General features: G+C 54.0%; 15 protein-coding genes and 1 riboswitch. Of the genes, 8 read left to right on the forward strand and 7 right to left on the reverse strand.

Features of this window, described 5'->3' with window-relative positions:
- Positions 1–186: 186 nt before the first annotated feature.
- From cecR to SK39_RS03920, 5 genes are read left to right on the forward strand one after another with little or no spacing between them, the layout of a single operon-like run.
- Entirely contained in the window at positions 187–864 is a 678-nt protein-coding gene (cecR, locus tag SK39_RS03900; protein ID WP_048216679.1) for a transcriptional regulator CecR, read from the forward strand.
- On the forward strand, positions 861–1,856 hold the full coding sequence (gene hlyD, locus SK39_RS03905; protein ID WP_003845407.1) for a secretion protein HlyD: 996 nt from the start codon (positions 861–863) through the stop codon (positions 1,854–1,856). The genes cecR and hlyD overlap by 4 nt, the downstream gene beginning before the upstream one ends.
- Entirely contained in the window at positions 1,849–3,585 is a 1,737-nt protein-coding gene (locus SK39_RS03910) for an ATP-binding cassette domain-containing protein (protein WP_003845404.1), read from the forward strand. The genes hlyD and SK39_RS03910 overlap by 8 nt, the downstream gene beginning before the upstream one ends.
- Positions 3,578–4,711 (forward strand): ABC transporter permease, encoded by a 1,134-nt coding sequence (locus tag SK39_RS03915; protein WP_032938555.1) that lies wholly within the window; start codon positions 3,578–3,580, stop codon positions 4,709–4,711. The genes SK39_RS03910 and SK39_RS03915 overlap by 8 nt, the downstream gene beginning before the upstream one ends.
- A gap of 10 nt (positions 4,712–4,721) precedes the next feature.
- The gene (locus SK39_RS03920) at positions 4,722–5,828 is read left to right on the forward strand and encodes an ABC transporter permease (protein ID WP_003035205.1); all 1,107 of its coding nucleotides are present in this window, start codon (positions 4,722–4,724) and stop codon (positions 5,826–5,828) included.
- Here SK39_RS03920 and SK39_RS03925 read toward each other — a convergent pair.
- On the reverse strand, positions 5,790–6,200 hold the full coding sequence (locus SK39_RS03925) for a YbhQ family protein (RefSeq protein WP_003035203.1): 411 nt from the start codon (positions 6,198–6,200) through the stop codon (positions 5,790–5,792). The two genes, SK39_RS03920 and SK39_RS03925, sit on opposite strands and share 39 nt — an antisense overlap.
- 131 nt (positions 6,201–6,331) lie before the next feature.
- On the opposite strand from SK39_RS03925, the gene SK39_RS03930 reads away from it, so the two are divergent.
- Genes SK39_RS03930 through SK39_RS03940 form a run of 3 tightly spaced genes read left to right on the forward strand, consistent with a single transcriptional unit; the run spans position 6,332 to position 9,293 of the window.
- Positions 6,332–7,093, forward strand: a complete 762-nt coding sequence (locus tag SK39_RS03930; RefSeq protein ID WP_003837036.1) for an endonuclease/exonuclease/phosphatase family protein — start codon at positions 6,332–6,334, stop codon at positions 7,091–7,093.
- Positions 7,090–8,331 carry a cardiolipin synthase ClsB gene (gene clsB / locus SK39_RS03935; protein WP_003845400.1) on the forward strand — a complete coding sequence of 414 codons (1,242 nt, stop codon included), beginning with the start codon at positions 7,090–7,092 and terminating at the stop codon, positions 8,329–8,331. Before SK39_RS03930 ends, clsB begins: the two co-directional genes overlap by 4 nt.
- Positions 8,331–9,293 carry a lysylphosphatidylglycerol synthase domain-containing protein gene (locus tag SK39_RS03940; protein WP_048216680.1) on the forward strand — a complete coding sequence of 321 codons (963 nt, stop codon included), beginning with the start codon at positions 8,331–8,333 and terminating at the stop codon, positions 9,291–9,293. Before clsB ends, SK39_RS03940 begins: the two co-directional genes overlap by 1 nt.
- A gap of 39 nt (positions 9,294–9,332) precedes the next feature.
- Here the strand turns inward: SK39_RS03940 and SK39_RS03945 are convergent, their stop codons facing one another.
- The 6 genes from SK39_RS03945 to moaA form a co-directional block, all read right to left on the reverse strand.
- Positions 9,333–10,037, reverse strand: coding sequence for a Bax inhibitor-1/YccA family protein (locus tag SK39_RS03945; protein ID WP_003831536.1), 705 nt, complete (start codon positions 10,035–10,037; stop codon positions 9,333–9,335).
- A gap of 41 nt (positions 10,038–10,078) precedes the next feature.
- The gene (gene moaE, locus SK39_RS03950) at positions 10,079–10,531 is read right to left on the reverse strand and encodes a molybdopterin synthase catalytic subunit MoaE (RefSeq protein WP_032938561.1); all 453 of its coding nucleotides are present in this window, start codon (positions 10,529–10,531) and stop codon (positions 10,079–10,081) included.
- Position 10,532: 1 nt separating this feature from the next.
- Positions 10,533–10,778, reverse strand: a complete 246-nt coding sequence (gene moaD / locus SK39_RS03955) for a molybdopterin synthase sulfur carrier subunit (RefSeq protein WP_032948888.1) — start codon at positions 10,776–10,778, stop codon at positions 10,533–10,535.
- A complete protein-coding gene (moaC, locus tag SK39_RS03960; RefSeq protein WP_003035188.1) occupies positions 10,771–11,256 on the reverse strand; it encodes a cyclic pyranopterin monophosphate synthase MoaC in 486 nt (161 codons plus the stop codon). Before moaC ends, moaD begins: the two co-directional genes overlap by 8 nt.
- A gap of 2 nt (positions 11,257–11,258) precedes the next feature.
- The gene (gene moaB / locus SK39_RS03965; RefSeq protein ID WP_003035187.1) at positions 11,259–11,771 is read right to left on the reverse strand and encodes a molybdenum cofactor biosynthesis protein B; all 513 of its coding nucleotides are present in this window, start codon (positions 11,769–11,771) and stop codon (positions 11,259–11,261) included.
- A gap of 19 nt (positions 11,772–11,790) precedes the next feature.
- Positions 11,791–12,780 carry a GTP 3',8-cyclase MoaA gene (moaA, locus tag SK39_RS03970; RefSeq protein WP_032934386.1) on the reverse strand — a complete coding sequence of 330 codons (990 nt, stop codon included), beginning with the start codon at positions 12,778–12,780 and terminating at the stop codon, positions 11,791–11,793.
- Positions 12,768–12,913: riboswitch (molybdenum cofactor riboswitch) on the reverse strand. (Overlaps the previous gene by 13 nt.)
- Positions 12,914–13,015: the final 102 nt, after the last annotated feature.

Below are 13,015 nucleotides of genomic sequence, written 5' to 3' on the forward strand. Positions count from 1 at the left end.
GTTTTCAGGGAGATACATACAATAGAGATGACAAAAACCACAATGTCATGAAGGGGCGGAGTGTAGCAGTTTTTGTGATGTGCCGCATAAATTATCCCTTCACTGGAAAATAACCGTCCGGACTGGACAAGGCTGCACATCAGTCATAATCTTAATCAATCGATTGATTAAGATTAGAGTCGTGCCATGAATACACCCACCATGACAACCAAAGGTGAACAGGCGAAGAACCAGCTCATTGCCGCCGCATTGGCACAATTCGGCGAGTATGGTCTGCACGCCACGACGCGCGATATCGCTGCACAGGCCGGGCAAAACACTGCGGCTATCACCTACTATTTTGGCTCAAAAGAGGATTTATATCTCGCCTGCGCCCAGTGGATTGCAGATTTTATCGGCTCACAGTTTCGTCCGCACGCTGAAGAGGCCGAGCGTTTATTCGCTCAGCCAGAACCGGATCGTGGCGCGATGCGTGAACTGATCCTGCGCGCCTGCAAAAATATGATCATGCTGTTAACCCAGGACGACACTGTTAACCTGAGCAAATTTATCTCGCGTGAACAGCTTTCCCCCACTGCGGCTTATCAACTGGTGCACGACCAGGTTATCAATCCGCTGCATACACACCTGACGCGCCTAATTGCCGCCTATACCGGCGGCGATGCCAACGATACCCAAATGATTCTGCATACCCACGCCATACTCGGCGAGGTACTGGCTTTTCGTCTGGGGAAAGAAACCATTCTGTTGCGTACGGGCTGGTCACAATTTGATGAGGATAAAACCGCGCTGATTGACCAAACGATCACCTGTCACATCGATCTTATTCTGCAAGGTTTAACGCAAAGGAGTCTGGAGTCATGAAAAAACCTGTCGTTCTCGGGCTGGTTATCGCGGCCCTCGTTGCCGTGATTGCCGGTGGAACGTGGTGGTATCAGAGTCGGCAAGATAACAGCCTGACGCTATACGGCAATGTCGATATCCGTAGCGTCAACCTGAGTTTTCGCGTCGGCGGCAGACTGGCCTCACTGGCGGTTGATGAAGGCGATGCGATTACCGCCGGTCAGGTACTGGGTAAACTGGACCGCGCACCGTATGAAAACGCATTGATGCAGGCAAAAGCCAACGTTGCCGCCGCGCAGGCGCAATACGATCTGATGCTGGCAGGGTATCGCGAAGAAGAGATCGCGCAAACCGCGGCGGCAGTCAAACAGGCGCAGGCCGCCTATGATTACGCGCAGAATTTTTACAATCGGCAGGTAGGATTGTGGAAAAGCCGTACCATTTCTGCCAACGATCTGGAAAATGCGCGTTCATCTCGCGATCAGGCGTTAGCTTCATTGAAATCCGCACAGGATAAACTCACGCAATATCGCAGCGGTAATCGTGTGCAGGACATCGAACAGGCAAAAGCCACGCTCGAACAAGCTCAGGCAGAGCTGGCACAGGTAGAGCTTAATTTGCATGATACCACGCTGACCTCGCCATCTGACGGCACGCTTCTCACCCGCGCGGTTGAACCCGGCAGCATGCTGAACGAAGGGAGCACGGTACTGACGCTGTCGCTCACGCGTCCGGTATGGGTCCGCGCCTACGTTGACGAACGCAATCTGAGCCAGGCGCAGCCAGGACGTGAGATCCTGCTCTATACCGACGGTCGCCCGGACAAACCGTATCACGGCAAAATCGGCTTTGTGTCACCAACCGCCGAATTTACGCCGAAAACGGTCGAGACTCCTGATCTGCGCACCGATCTGGTGTATCGCCTACGAATTGTCGTAACCGACGCGGACGATGCGCTACGTCAGGGAATGCCGGTAACGATAAAATTTGGCGATGAGGCACGGCATGAATGACGCCGTCATTACGCTTAAAGGGCTGACGAAAAACTTTGCTGGAATGGAAAAACCGGCCGTCGCCCCGCTCGACTGTATCGTGCATGCGGGCTACGTGACCGGGCTTGTCGGGCCGGACGGTGCGGGCAAAACCACGTTGATGCGCATGCTGGCGGGATTATTAAAACCTGATGCCGGAAGTGCTGCGGTAATTGGTTTTGACCCCATCAAAGACGACAGCGCGCTGCACGCGGTGCTGGGCTATATGCCGCAGAAATTTGGTCTGTATGAAGATTTGACCGTCATGGAGAACCTCAATCTCTATGCCGATTTGCGCAGCGTCACCGGTGAGGCGCGAGAAAAAACCTTTGCCCGACTACTGGAGTTTACCTCGCTGGGGCCATTTACCGGACGACTGGCCGGCAAACTTTCCGGCGGCATGAAGCAGAAGCTCGGGCTAGCCTGTACGCTGGTCGGCGAACCCAAAGTGTTGCTGCTGGATGAGCCAGGTGTGGGTGTCGACCCAATTTCCCGTCGCGAACTGTGGCAAATGGTCCACGAACTGGCCGGAGACGGCATGCTGATCCTCTGGAGTACGTCGTATCTGGATGAAGCAGAGCAATGCCGTGATGTGCTGCTGATGAACGAAGGCGAATTGTTATACCAGGGCGATCCTACTCAGCTTACGCAAACCATGGCTGGTCGCAGCTTCCTGATGAGCAGTCCGCAGGAAAATAACCGCCGACTGCTACAACGCGCGTTAAAACTACCGCTGGTCAGCGACGGAATGATTCAGGGGAAATCCGTCCGTTTAATCCTGAAAAAAGAGGCGACAGCTCAGCAGATCCAAAACGCTGACGGCATGCCGCAGATAACCATCAATGAAACTGCACCCCGCTTCGAAGATGCCTTTATCGATTTACTCGGCGGAGCCGGAACATCGGAATCCCCGCTGGGCGCTATCCTGCATACCGTAGAAGGCACGCCTGGCGAAACGGTGATCGAAGCCAAAGCGCTGACCAAGAAGTTTGGCGATTTTGCCGCGACCGACCACGTAGACTTTTCCGTACAGCGCGGCGAGATTTTTGGTCTGTTAGGACCCAACGGTGCCGGCAAATCCACCACCTTTAAAATGATGTGCGGCCTGCTGGTCCCCACTTCCGGCAAAGCGCTGGTGCTGGATATGGACCTGAAAGTCAGCTCCGGCAAAGCGCGTCAGCATCTGGGTTATATGGCGCAGAAATTCTCCCTGTACGGTAACCTGACGGTTGAACAAAATCTGCGCTTTTTCTCCGGCGTCTACGGCCTGCGTGGTCGGGCGCAGAAGGAGAAAATCGATCGAATGAGCGAGGCATTTGGCCTGAAGAGTATCGCTTCCCACGCCACCGACGAACTGCCGCTGGGGTTTAAGCAGCGTCTGGCGCTGGCCTGCTCGCTGATGCATGAACCCGACATTCTGTTCCTTGATGAACCCACTTCCGGGGTCGATCCCCTCACCCGTCGTGAGTTCTGGTTGCATATCAACAGCATGGTGGAAAAAGGCGTCACGGTGATGGTGACCACCCACTTTATGGACGAGGCGGAATACTGCGATCGCATCGGGTTGGTGTATCGCGGCAAACTGATTGCCAGCGGAACACCGGACGACCTGAAAGCTCAGGCTGCCGACAGCGACACTCCGGACCCGACCATGGAGCAGGCATTCATTACGCTAATCAATGACTGGGATAAGGAGCATACGCATGAGTAACTCCGCTCTCTCCTGGCGTCGCGTACGTGCGCTGTGCGTGAAAGAGACGCGCCAGATCGTTCGCGATCCCAGCAGTTGGCTGATTGCGGTGGTGATCCCGCTGCTGCTGCTGTTTATCTTCGGCTACGGGATAAACCTCGACTCCAGCAAGCTGCGGGTCGGGATTTTGCTCGAACAGCAAAGCGAAGAGGCGTTGGATTTTACCCATACCATGACCGGCTCGCCGTATATTGACGCCACCATCAGCGATAACCGGCAGGAATTGATTGAAAAAATGCAGGCCGGGCGCATTCGTGGGCTGGTGGTGATCCCTGTGGATTTTGCCCAGCAGATGGCGCGACCTAATGACGTGGCACCGATCCAGGTGATCACCGATGGCAGCGAACCCAATACCGCCAACTTTGTGCAGGGTTATGTCGAAGGCATCTGGCAGATTTGGCAGCAACAGCGGGCGGAAGATCGTGGGGAATCGTTCGAGCCTTTGATCGACGTGCAAACACGCTACTGGTTTAACCCGGCGGCCATCAGCCAGCACTTTATTATTCCCGGGGCGGTAACCATCATCATGACGGTGATTGGCGCGATCCTCACCTCATTAGTGGTGGCGCGCGAATGGGAACGCGGAACCATGGAGGCACTGCTTTCTACCGAAGCCACCCGCGTCGAATTACTGCTGTGTAAACTGATCCCCTATTATTTCCTCGGCATGCTGGCGATGCTGCTGTGTATGCTGGTGTCGGTATTTATTCTTGGCGTGCCCTATCGCGGCTCGTTGCTGATCCTGTTTTTCATTACCAGCCTGTTTCTGCTCAGTACGCTTGGCATGGGGTTGCTTATTTCCACCATCACCCGCAACCAGTTTAACGCCGCGCAGGTCGCGCTGAACGCCGCTTTCCTGCCCTCGATTATGCTGTCAGGTTTTATCTTCCAGATAGACAGCATGCCCGCGATTATCCGGGCGGTAACCTACATTATTCCGGCGCGTTATTTCGTCAGTACCCTGCAAAGCCTGTTTCTGGCGGGAAATATTCCGGTGGTGCTGATTATTAACGTGCTGTTTTTAATCGCTTCGGCGGTGATGTTTATTGGCCTGACGTGGCTTAAAACCAAACGTCGGCTGGATTAAGGGGACGGGCATGTTTCATCGCTTATGGACATTAATTCGCAAAGAGCTGCAATCGCTATTACGCGAACCGCAGACGCGAGCCATTCTGATTTTACCGGTGCTGATTCAGGTGATCCTGTTCCCGTTCGCGGCAACGCTGGAAGTCACCAACGCCACGATCGCTATCTATAACGAAGACAACGGTAAACATTCGGTTGAGCTTACCCAGCGCTTCGCCCGCGCCAGCGCTTTTACGCATGTTCTGCTGCTGAAAAGCCCGCAGGAGATTAAGCCTACCATCGATACGCAAAAAGCCCTGCTGCTGGTGCGCTTCCCGGCCAATTTTTCGCGCAACCTGGACACCTTCCAGCAAGCTCCTATGCAGATTATCCTCGACGGGCGTAACTCCAACAGCGCGCAAATTGCCGCCAATTACCTGCAGCAAATCGTTAAGACGTATCAGCAGGAGCTGATGGACGGCAAGCTGAAACCAAACAACAGCGAGCTGGTCGTGCGTAACTGGTACAACCCGAATCTGGATTATAAATGGTTCGTGGTGCCGTCGCTGATCGCCATGATCACCACTATCGGCGTAATGATCGTCACCTCGCTTTCGGTTGCTCGCGAGCGCGAGCAAGGTACGCTGGATCAGCTGCTGGTCTCCCCACTTACCACCTGGCAGATTTTCATCGGTAAAGCTGTGCCCGCGCTGATTGTGGCTACTTTTCAGGCCACCATTGTGCTGGCAATTGGTATCTGGGCTTATGACATTCCATTTGCCGGTTCACTGGGGTTGTTCTATTTCACAATGGTAATTTACGGGCTGTCGCTGGTCGGCTTTGGTCTGCTGATTTCATCGCTGTGCGCCACCCAGCAGCAAGCGTTTATCGGCGTGTTTGTGTTTATGATGCCGGCGATTTTACTCTCGGGCTACGTCTCACCGGTCGAAAACATGCCGGTCTGGTTGCAGAATCTGACGTGGATAAACCCGATCCGCCATTTTACGGACATCACGAAACAGATTTACCTGAAGGATGCGAGTCTGCAGATTGTCTGGGGAAGTTTGTGGCCGCTGTTGGTGATAGCGGCCACAACCGGCTCAGCGGCGTATGCGATGTTTCGACGTAAGGTGATGTAGCTTTTTGTCTTTCGCCAGCAGCGAGACCACGGCGGGTCCGGCCAGGATCACCAGACCCGCCAGTGCCAGCAAGACGTTGTTTTGCAGCACGCGCGACAGCAACCACAGCACGATCATTGCGGCACCGAAATACCACGTGGTAGTCAGCTCTTCCAGCACATCAGCGACGTCACGCCAGCGTTGTTCATGGTGACGTTGCAAGGCCAGCATTAATAAAACCGTTACGCCGTAAACGACGCATAATCCCAGGCCGACGCGCACCAGCGTGCCGCTCATCCAGCCCATTACCAGCAACGCCACTACCAGTAAATGCAACACAATCTGCCAGCAACTTAGACCCGTTGCGACACGAACACGTTGTTGCCACCTCATGGCTTTTCTCCTGAAGGATTTTCAACTAATTGTTCAGAGTACCGGACTTTACGGAAAATTCCGCAACACTGCATCTTTTTGTGACGATGACTACACTATTTTATTTAGGAAGTGACGCCAACGGGAGGCTCATGAGCGGATCGGGAGTTCAATTTTCATTCAATGTGCTCACCATTAATACTCACAAAGGGTTCACCGCCTTCAACCGGCGTTTTATTTTACCTGAGCTAAGGGAGGCCGTCAGAACGGTCGGTGCAGACATTGTATGCCTGCAGGAAGTGATGGGTGAGCACGAAGCTCATTCGCTGCACATTGAGAACTGGCCGGATACCAGCCACTACGAATTTCTGGCGGACACGATGTGGAGCGACTTCGCCTACGGGCGTAACGCCGTGTACCCGCAGGGACATCACGGTAATGCTGTGCTGTCGCGGTATCCCATTGAGCATTATGAAAATCGTGATGTTTCGGTCGGCGCGAGTGAAAAGCGCGGAGTCCTTTACTGCCGAATCGTACCGCCAATGCTCTCCCACCCCATCCATGTGATGTGTGTGCACCTCGGCCTGCGTGAAGCTCACCGCCAGGCCCAGCTCGCGATGCTGGCAGACTGGGTTAACGCCCTGCCCGACGCGGAGCCGGTGGTGATTGCCGGGGATTTTAACGACTGGCGGCAAACGGCCAATCGCCCGTTGAAAGCCAAAGCTGGCCTTGACGAGATTTTTACCCGCGCCCACGGCCGCCCAGCGCGAACATTTCCGGTGCAGTTTCCCCTGCTGCGTCTGGACAGGATCTATGTGAAAAACGCGAATGCCAGTACCCCAACGACGCTGGCGCTGCGTCACTGGCGACATTTGTCCGATCATGCCCCTCTGAGTGCGGAGATTCATTTATGAAATATGGCTGGCGTGAAGGCAATCAAATTCAACTGCTGGAAAACGGCGATCAATTCTACCCCGCCGTCTTTGACGCCATTGAACAGGCACAGCAAAAAATAATCCTCGAGACCTTTATCTGGTTTGAAGATGCGGTAGGAAAACAGCTGCATGCCGCGTTGCTCGAAGCCGCCCGGCGAGGAATCAAAGCAGAGGTGCTGCTGGATGGCTACGGCTCGCCGGATCTTAGCGACAGTTTTGTCGAAGAGCTCACCGTAGCCGGCGTTGTTTTCCGCTACTACGATCCGCGTCCGCGTCTGTTCGGGATGCGCACTAATCTCTTTCGCCGTATGCATCGCAAAATTGTGGTCATTGATGATCGTGTTGCCTTTGTTGGCGGCATCAATTACTCCGCTGAACACATGTCTGATTACGGTCCGGAGGCCAAGCAGGATTACGCCGTGCGCGTTGAAGGTCCAGTCGTTGCTGACATTCTGAAATTCGTGCTGGAAAACTTGCCCGGACAGAGTGCTGTACGACGCTGGTGGCGACGTCATCACCGGGCAATCGACAATCATCGCCCCGGCGAAGCGCAGGCGCTGTTTGTCTGGCGCGATAACGAAGAACATCGTGATGATATTGAACGCCACTATCTGAAAATGCTGACCCAGGCACGGCGGGAAGTGATCATCGCCAATGCCTACTTCTTTCCCGGCTATCGCTTTCTGCATGCCATGCGTAAAGCGGCCCGACGGGGCGTGCGGGTAAAACTCATCGTGCAAGGTGAACCGGATATGCCGATTGTGAAAGTGGGTGCCCGCCTGCTGTACAACTATCTGGTAAAAGGCGGCGTCCATGTCTATGAATACCGCCGTAAACCTCTGCATGGCAAAGTGGCGCTGATGGACGATCACTGGGCGACGGTGGGTTCCAGCAATCTTGATCCACTGAGCCTGTCACTGAATCTGGAGGCAAATCTGATTATTCATGACCGCACGTTTAATCAGACCCTGCGTGACAACCTGAATCCTATTATTGCGCAGGACTGCAAGCGGGTTGATGAATCCATGCTGCCAAAACGCACCTGGTGGAACCTGACCAAGAGCGTACTGGCCTTCCACTTTTTACGCCACTTCCCGGCGCTGGTCGGCTGGCTGCCGGCGCATACCCCGCATCTGGCCGAGGTAGAGCCGCCCGCGCAGCCTGCTCTGGAAACTCAAGACCGTATACAAACTGAGGATGCAGGAGGGAAAACCTGATGGCAAAAAGCCACCGACGCTGGCGGTTAGCGAAAAAGATCCTCACATGGCTGTTTTTTATTGCGGTGATCGTGCTGCTGGTTGTTTATGCCAGCAAGGTCAACTGGCAGGAAGTGTGGACGGTAATTCGCGATTACAATCGGATCGCCCTGCTCAGCGCCGTGGGGTTGGTGATCGTCAGTTATTTACTTTACGGCTGTTATGATCTGCTCGGGCGCTACTACTGCGGCCACAAACTGGCAAAACGCCAGGTCATGCTGGTGTCATTTATCTGTTACGCCTTCAACCTGACGTTGAGCACCTGGGTGGGTGGTATAGGGATGCGTTATCGCCTTTACTCGCGCCTCGGATTGCCGGGGGGCACAATAACGCGGATTTTTTCGCTGAGTATTACCACTAACTGGCTGGGCTATATTCTGCTGGGCGGTTTTATATTTACCTTCGGCGTCGTCGAACTGCCCGCACACTGGTATATCGATGAAGGCACATTGCGCATCTTAGGCATTGCGCTGCTGCTGATTATTGTTGTTTATCTGTGGTTTTGCGCCTTCGCTAAACATCGTCACATCACCATCAAGGGCCAAAGACTGGTGCTGCCCTCCTGGAAATTTGCCCTCGCGCAAATGACGATATCCAGTGCGAACTGGATGGTAATGGGGGCGATTATCTGGTTGTTGATCGGTCAGAATATCGATTATTTCTTCGTGCTGGGCGTGCTGCTGGTGAGCAGTATTGCCGGCGTAATCGTGCATATTCCGGCGGGGATCGGCGTGCTGGAAGCGGTGTTTATGGCGCTGCTGGCAGGAGAGGACTCGTCTCAGGGAACGATCATTGCTGCCCTGCTCGCGTATCGCGTGTTGTACTATTTTATTCCGCTGCTTCTGGCACTGGTGTGTTATTTGCTGCTGGAGAGTCGGGCAAAAAAGTTGCGGGTAAAAAACGAGAAGGCGATGGCGAAATAATTCACCGGATGGCGGCTTACGCCATCCGGTGACGGAAAATTAACGACGATTGCCGAAGATACGCAGCAGCATCAGGAACAGGTTAATGAAGTCCAGATACAGCGTTAACGCCCCAAGAATAGCGTATTTACGCAAGTTGGAACTGTCGCGCAGATCGATCTGCTCACCGATATTTTTCAGCTTCTGCGTGTCATAGGCGGTCAGGCCGACAAACACAATCACCCCTATGTACGTCACCGCCCACATCAACGCTTCACTCTTCAGCCAGAAGTTAACCAGCGAGGCCAGCACAATACCAATCAGCGCCATAAACAGCATATTGCCGAAGCCGCTCAGATCACGTTTGGTGGTGTAGCCATACAAGCTCATGATCCCGAACATCCCTCCGGTAACCACAAAGGTGCTGGCGATAGACGAGTAGGTATAGACGATAAAAATGCTTGATAGCGTCAGCCCGGTTAATGCCGAATAGAGCATAAACAGCGTGGTCGCCATACCCGCGCTCAGCCTTTGCACCATGCCGGACAGGACGAACACCAGCGCCAGTTGAGCGATGATCAGGCCAAAGAAGGTGATTTTGCTGGAGAAGACAAACATCATCACTGCGGGCGTATTTGCCGCATACCAGGCGATAAACGCCGTCAGCAACAGTCCGCAGGTCATCCAGCCGTATACCTGCGCCATATACGTTTGCAGGCCGGAACGGGCCTGTACAATAGAATCGGATCGTGGGAATCGGTCCATGACAATCTCCTGAATCAGTATGAGCCTACAACAATTGTACTCTACCAGCGTTTTGCTGCTAGCTTATCGCTGTCTCGGGCATCAACCCAGCGCTCACCTTCCGGCGTGGCCTCGCGCTTCCAGAACGGCGCGCGGGTTTTCAGGTAATCCATAATGAACTGCCCGGCATCAAACGCGCTGCTGCGATGCGCACTGGTCACGCCAACAAACACGATTTCGTCACCCGGCCACAGTTCGCCAATGCGATGAATCACCGTCACCCGACCCAGCGGCCAGCGCAAACGCGCTTCGTCGACAATCTCCGCCAGCGCTTTTTCGGTCATTCCCGGATAGTGTTCCAGCGTTAACGCCTTAACGCTGTCACCGAGATTGTGATTGCGCACTTTACCGGTGAAAGTGACTACCGCGCCATCTTCATCGCGCTCTGCCAGCCAGGGATACTCATCCCCGACGCGAAACGGCGCAGGGCCAACAACAATTCGCGTTTCAGTCATTTTAGCCTCCGGTTACGGGCGGGAAGAAAGCGACTTCATCACCCGCGTTAAGAGGATGATCAAAACTGACCAACGTCTGATTTACCGCCGCCAGCAGCTTGCCGTCTTCCAGCGCCAACGCCCAGCGATCGCTTTTTGCCGCAAGATGCTTGCGCAGCGCTTCTACCGTTGCAAACTCGGCGGCAACCTCTAACGCATCGGTGTTTACCAGTTCGCGTACCTGAGCAAAGAAGAGAACCTTAATCATGCGCATCTACCTTAAAATCTCCGGACTTGCCGCCGCTTTTTGCCAGCAGACGCACCGGACCAATCACCATATCCTTTTGCACCGCTTTGCACATATCGTAGATGGTCAACGCCGCCACGGAGGCCGCCGTTAACGCTTCCATTTCAACGCCGGTTTTACCGGTCAGGCGACACAGCGTTTCAATCCGTACGCGGTTGTGCTCCGGTTCAGCGTGAAGATTGACTTCCACCTTACTCAGCATCAGCGGATGGCACAGCGGGATAAGATCCCAGGTACGTTTGGCGGCCTGAATACCCGCAATACGCGCCGTGGCGAATACATCACCTTTATGGTGGCTGCCATCGATAATCATCGCCAGCGTTTCGCTACGCATAGTCACGAATGCTTCAGCACGCGCCTCGCGTACAGTTTCCGCTTTGGCGGAGACATCCACCATATGCGCTTCGCCAGCGGCGTTAATATGAGTCAGTTGCGACATACTTATTTCTTCAAATGTGGGTGGAAATTACACGGACGCGTACGGGCATCAAGCTGCGGCGCAATGATATTTTCCCAGGCGGTACGACACGCTTTGGTCGAACCCGGCATGGCGAAAATCAGCGTTTTATTGGCCACTCCGGCAATCGCGCGGGATTGCAGCGTCGCGGTGCCAATCTCTTCAAACGACAGCATACGGAAGACTTCGCCAAACCCTTCAACTTCTCTGTCAAACAGCGGTTGCAGCGCTTCCGGCGCCTGGTCCCCTTCGGTTAACCCGGTACCGCCGGTAATGAGCACTACCTGTACATCATCACTGGCAATCCAGGCAGAAACCTGGGCGCGGATGGCGTAACGGTTTTCTTTGACAATCGCCTTATCGACAATCTGATGACCCGCTTCTTGCGCCGAGTCACGCAGATAATGGCCGGAGGTGTCATCTTCTTCGCCGCGACGGTTGGAAACAGTAAGAATAGCAATGCGTGTCGGGATAAATTCAGCGCTTACCTGACTCATGAAAAACTCCTTTTAGCGATCAGCCGCCAATGTAAGATAAGTTTTGCGTAATACCGGTATTGTTCTGATGCAGGAAATGGGTCTGCTTTTTCTCCAGCAGCGCGGCTGAAATACGTTCTTCCAGCGCCGGCTGCTGAGCGTCATCTTCCAGCAAATCACGCAGGCTTACGCCGCCTTCACCAAATAAACACAGATGAAGCTTGCCAACAGAGGAAACGCGCAGACGATTACAGGTGGCGCAGAAGTCTTTCTCATAAGGCATGATCAGACCAATTTCACCAACATAATCAGGATGACAGAAAACCTGAGCCGGGCCGTCGCTGCGCTGTCGGATCTGGTGGATCCAGCCGCGACGCAGCAGCTCATCGCGAAGTACCTGTCCGGAGATATGGTGTTTACGGAAGAGAGAGCTGCCCTCGCCCGTTTCCATCAGTTCAATAAAACGCAGTTGGATTGGCCGAGGTTGGATCCACGCAAGGAAGGTGTCCAGTTGATGATGGTTTACGTCGCGCATCAGCACGGTGTTGACTTTCACTTTTTCAAAACCCGCATCAAAGGCGGCGTCAATGCCTGCCATCACCTGTTGAAACTTGTCCTGCCCGGTAATGGCATGAAACTGACGGGCATCCAGGCTGTCGACGCTGACGTTGAGCGCGGTCAGTCCGGCATCGCGCCAGGCAGCAGCATCGCGCGCCAGACGATAACCATTGGTGGTTACCGCAATCTGACGGATGGCGTCGTTTTCGCGCACGGCGGCGATAATGTCCGTAAAGTCGCGACGCAGTGAAGGTTCGCCCCCTGTCAGACGCACTTTTTCCGTTCCCAGACTGGCGAACGCGCGCGTGACACGGCGAATTTCATCAACGGTCAGAAAGCCGTTATTGGTGACCCCACCGGGCTTATAGCCATCCGGCAGGCAGTAGGTGCAACGAAAGTTACACACATCGGTAATCGACAAACGTAAGTAGTAAAACTTACGTGCGAAAGCATCGGTAAGTTGAGAGCCCATGTACACCTTTCCAAATACGGGAGACGTAGTCATTTCTTCCTGCGCCCTGGTGACAAACTTTTTCAAGTCTTGTCACGGCCAAAGCACCGTATCATTTGACCCAGGTGCAGAGGCTAGAGTGTTTATACTCGTCATACTTCGTGTTGCAGATGCGTTGGCTTCCGGCAACTCAAATTATTAAGAGTACTTAGTGGTTATGCCGATACTAGCGTGTAAATGACGCTTTTGCCATGTA

Origin of the sequence: Citrobacter sp. BIDMC107, assembly GCF_001037575.1 — a bacterium.
Taxonomy (GTDB): Bacteria; Pseudomonadota; Gammaproteobacteria; order Enterobacterales; family Enterobacteriaceae; genus Citrobacter; species Citrobacter freundii.

What these genes read in the sequence shown, in the direction of transcription:
- cecR (WP_048216679.1), top strand. Translation starts at nt 187, where the DNA reads ATGAATACACCCACCATGACAACCAAAGGTGAACAGGCGAAGAACCAG.
- hlyD (WP_003845407.1), top strand. Translation starts at nt 861, where the DNA reads ATGAAAAAACCTGTCGTTCTCGGGCTGGTTATCGCGGCCCTCGTTGCC.
- SK39_RS03910 (WP_003845404.1), top strand. Translation starts at nt 1,849, where the DNA reads ATGAATGACGCCGTCATTACGCTTAAAGGGCTGACGAAAAACTTTGCT.
- SK39_RS03915 (WP_032938555.1), top strand. Translation starts at nt 3,578, where the DNA reads ATGAGTAACTCCGCTCTCTCCTGGCGTCGCGTACGTGCGCTGTGCGTG.
- SK39_RS03920 (WP_003035205.1), top strand. Translation starts at nt 4,722, where the DNA reads ATGTTTCATCGCTTATGGACATTAATTCGCAAAGAGCTGCAATCGCTA.
- SK39_RS03925 (WP_003035203.1), bottom strand. Translation starts at nt 6,200, where the DNA reads ATGAGGTGGCAACAACGTGTTCGTGTCGCAACGGGTCTAAGTTGCTGG.
- SK39_RS03930 (WP_003837036.1), top strand. Translation starts at nt 6,332, where the DNA reads ATGAGCGGATCGGGAGTTCAATTTTCATTCAATGTGCTCACCATTAAT.
- clsB (WP_003845400.1), top strand. Translation starts at nt 7,090, where the DNA reads ATGAAATATGGCTGGCGTGAAGGCAATCAAATTCAACTGCTGGAAAAC.
- SK39_RS03940 (WP_048216680.1), top strand. Translation starts at nt 8,331, where the DNA reads ATGGCAAAAAGCCACCGACGCTGGCGGTTAGCGAAAAAGATCCTCACA.
- SK39_RS03945 (WP_003831536.1), bottom strand. Translation starts at nt 10,037, where the DNA reads ATGGACCGATTCCCACGATCCGATTCTATTGTACAGGCCCGTTCCGGC.
- moaE (WP_032938561.1), bottom strand. Translation starts at nt 10,531, where the DNA reads ATGACTGAAACGCGAATTGTTGTTGGCCCTGCGCCGTTTCGCGTCGGG.
- moaD (WP_032948888.1), bottom strand. Translation starts at nt 10,778, where the DNA reads ATGATTAAGGTTCTCTTCTTTGCTCAGGTACGCGAACTGGTAAACACC.
- moaC (WP_003035188.1), bottom strand. Translation starts at nt 11,256, where the DNA reads ATGTCGCAACTGACTCATATTAACGCCGCTGGCGAAGCGCATATGGTG.
- moaB (WP_003035187.1), bottom strand. Translation starts at nt 11,771, where the DNA reads ATGAGTCAGGTAAGCGCTGAATTTATCCCGACACGCATTGCTATTCTT.
- moaA (WP_032934386.1), bottom strand. Translation starts at nt 12,780, where the DNA reads ATGGGCTCTCAACTTACCGATGCTTTCGCACGTAAGTTTTACTACTTA.